This window comes from aff. Roholtiella sp. LEGE 12411 (assembly GCF_015206995.1).
GTDB lineage: Bacteria > Cyanobacteriota > Cyanobacteriia > Cyanobacteriales > Nostocaceae > Komarekiella.
Genome location: NZ_JADEXR010000286.1, coordinates 1 through 2,522, shown reverse-complemented (window position 1 = coordinate 2,522; position 2,522 = coordinate 1). Strand labels below are relative to the sequence as shown.

At 43.9% G+C, this 2,522-nt stretch carries 3 protein-coding genes and 1 pseudogene; 2 read left to right on the top strand and 2 right to left on the bottom strand.

Annotation, left to right across the window (positions count from 1 at the left end; genetic code table 11):
- Positions 1 to 94 (top strand): transposase (locus tag IQ246_RS29400; protein WP_194006460.1); only part of this gene is annotated, 94 nt, incomplete at its 5' end.
- Positions 95 to 262: 168 nt separating this feature from the next.
- Here the strand turns inward: IQ246_RS29400 and IQ246_RS29395 are convergent.
- Entirely contained in the window at positions 263 to 1,057 is a 795-nt protein-coding gene (locus IQ246_RS29395) for a peptidylprolyl isomerase (protein ID WP_194006805.1), read from the bottom strand.
- Between the two features lie 139 nt (positions 1,058 to 1,196).
- Positions 1,197 to 1,766, bottom strand: coding sequence for a photosystem I assembly protein Ycf4 (locus IQ246_RS29390; protein WP_194006804.1), 570 nt, complete (start codon positions 1,764 to 1,766; stop codon positions 1,197 to 1,199).
- A gap of 629 nt (positions 1,767 to 2,395) precedes the next feature.
- On the opposite strand from IQ246_RS29390, the pseudogene IQ246_RS29385 reads away from it, so the two are divergent.
- Positions 2,396 to 2,522, top strand: a pseudogene (locus tag IQ246_RS29385) (photosystem II D2 protein (photosystem q(a) protein)); the annotation flags it as partial.

Below are 2,522 nucleotides of genomic sequence, written 5' to 3'. Positions count from 1 at the left end.
TTTGTGGAGTCCGAGTTATTTTGCTATTTCGGCAGGGGGTGCGCCGCTAGAAGTTCTTAAAGAATATATTAGAAATCAAGAAAAGCCGTCCTAGAAGGACGGGGCTTGAATCCCATTTTTTCGGTCAGGAGAAAGGAGTCATCCAATTTTAGATTTTGGATTGATTCCACAGAGAAATCTTTTTGCTCTGTACCATCAAGGAATTGTCGGTCATTAATTATTTTTCCCCCACTCCCCCACTCCCCCACTCCCTTTCCTCTAACTAACCAGGGGTTTTCAGATTTTCAGCGCCTTGGGTGACTTTAGCAGAGTCAATGCGATCGCCTTGCTGAATCTTGTTGACTACATCCTGGCCTTGAGTGACATAACCAAATACGGCGTAGCTGCCATCCAAGAATGCCAGATCTGCTAAAGCAAAGTAAAACTGTGACGAAGCAGAGTCGGGTTGTTGCGATCGCGCCATCGCTACTGCACCCAGTTTATGGGGCAACAAGACGGGTTGAGCGGTGGCATCAAAGGGTTTATTGTAAGTTGGTGTATTTGAACCTTTTGGCGTGATTTCTAAGGGTATGTAGCGAGCATTTCCGGTTTTTGGGTCAATGTAACTGCCCGTTCCTAATCTATTTGCTGGAACTTTTGGGTCTTTGCTTTGAGGATCGCCCCCTTGAACCACAAACGGTTGGGGATCGCGCACAACTCGATGGAAAGCTAAGCCATCATATACACCCTTTTGTACTAAATCTACGAAGTTGCCAGCTGTAATTGGTGCATTAGTGCCGTCTACTGCGATCGTAATTGGTGAGCCTTTAACCGTAATTACTACAGTAGCGTTGCCTTCAAGGCGTGGTAAATCTGTCATTCCTGGTACATTCTCACTAGTAGTTTCAGATACAGATGTTGCTTCAGTAGTTACTTTAGTGGTTGCCTCGGTTGCTGGAGAGGTAGCTGCCGAAGTTGGAGAAGAAGTAGTAGCGACTTGCTGAGTTGAACATCCTCCTAACGTCAAAGCACCGATGATCAAAAAAGCAAGCAAAAATTGTGAAATTTTTAACCGCATTGCCAGTTACTGATTCAACCAGAGTATCTTATCGTTTCAAGCGGGTTTAGATTTTAGATTGATCCAACAAGGAGAGAGGAGCTAGTTATTCTCCTTATCTCTCTTATCGGGTTGCCTCCTGCTATGTCTAATCCCAAATTTAGAGTCCTTCTAAGGGTACTTCTAAAAAGCGGGCTAACTCTGCACCTTGGGTTTCCAACTCTGTTAAGGATAACGGTTGACCTACCCGTGTTAAAGGTATGTCTCGCCGGCCCTTAAGGCGCAGGTAGAGAGCGCGACGGGGATTAAGTCCTTCTTTGATATCTATTCGCACAGATTGAACATCTTTTGTGCTGCTACCAATCTCAATACGGCGGTTTTTGCCAGGAAATCCCCAACGGAAAATTTTGATTGTGCCAGTTTCCTGATTAAACTCGTTGTAACCGCCGCCTAAGTCCCATAAAATTACTAGCCATAGGTACAAGGCTAAAAGTAAGCCAGCAGTGCCGTATAACCCCATTACCAATCCTTGAGGCACGAATACCAGTTGTGTTGGATCGGTAACTATGAGTAAATTAACTCTTAGGTAACTGGATATCCCAGCCAGCAAAAAGCCTGTAGCCCCTAGGGTAACGATAATTGCCCACCAGTAGTTGCTGAACCGACGAGAACCGAGAACATTTTGATGCAGGAGGCGATCGCCTTTGTTAATCGTTGTTGATGCCGTCATTGAACTACCTTGGCCCGTGAGATACTCTCTCTAAAAGTCTGCCATTGGAACTGGATATCTTGCAAGCTGAGGGGCCAGTACCCATTTTCTTGGAGACGTTACGCGAATGTATAATTCAAAATCTAAAATAGAATATTGAAAATGGAATAACCCTTGTGTGTTCTACCTTTTAACCTCTTGAGAAGAGGTTGGCTACTTTTGTCTCTCTACACTAAACTTTATTAGATTTCTGAGAAAACTTGTGTCAAATTGTTAAATTTCTGATATTCATATTATTTATATAGGTTCGTGTCAAATACCCGATTCACTTCCGTGTGTTGGGCTAAAACCCAGACTAGTATGATAAATTAAGAATCATTAAGATACCAAAAGCTAGATTACTAGCGAATGGTACGGGTAAAGGCATAACCCTGAGAAATGCTAACTTGACTAAGCGGCAAGTTCTCAGAATCTTAGATGCTTTAAAGCAGCTGAGAGTGTCAAAAAAAACGTTAATTCCTCACCGCAGTAGCTGATAGAGGGATTGTGCCACTTGACTAAACGGGGTAAAACCCGCAACTGGACTGGCTCCTCAAGAAAGCTCTGCCTTAGAAACGTTGCAATTTTAGTAAAAAGAGGATTTTAGTTCGATGACCATCGCAGTTGGACGCACGCCCAGTAGAGGGTGGTTTGACGTTCTAGACGACTGGTTAAAGCGCGATCGCTTCGTATTCGTAGGTTGGTCAGGGATATTATTATTTCCCTGCGCCTTCCTAG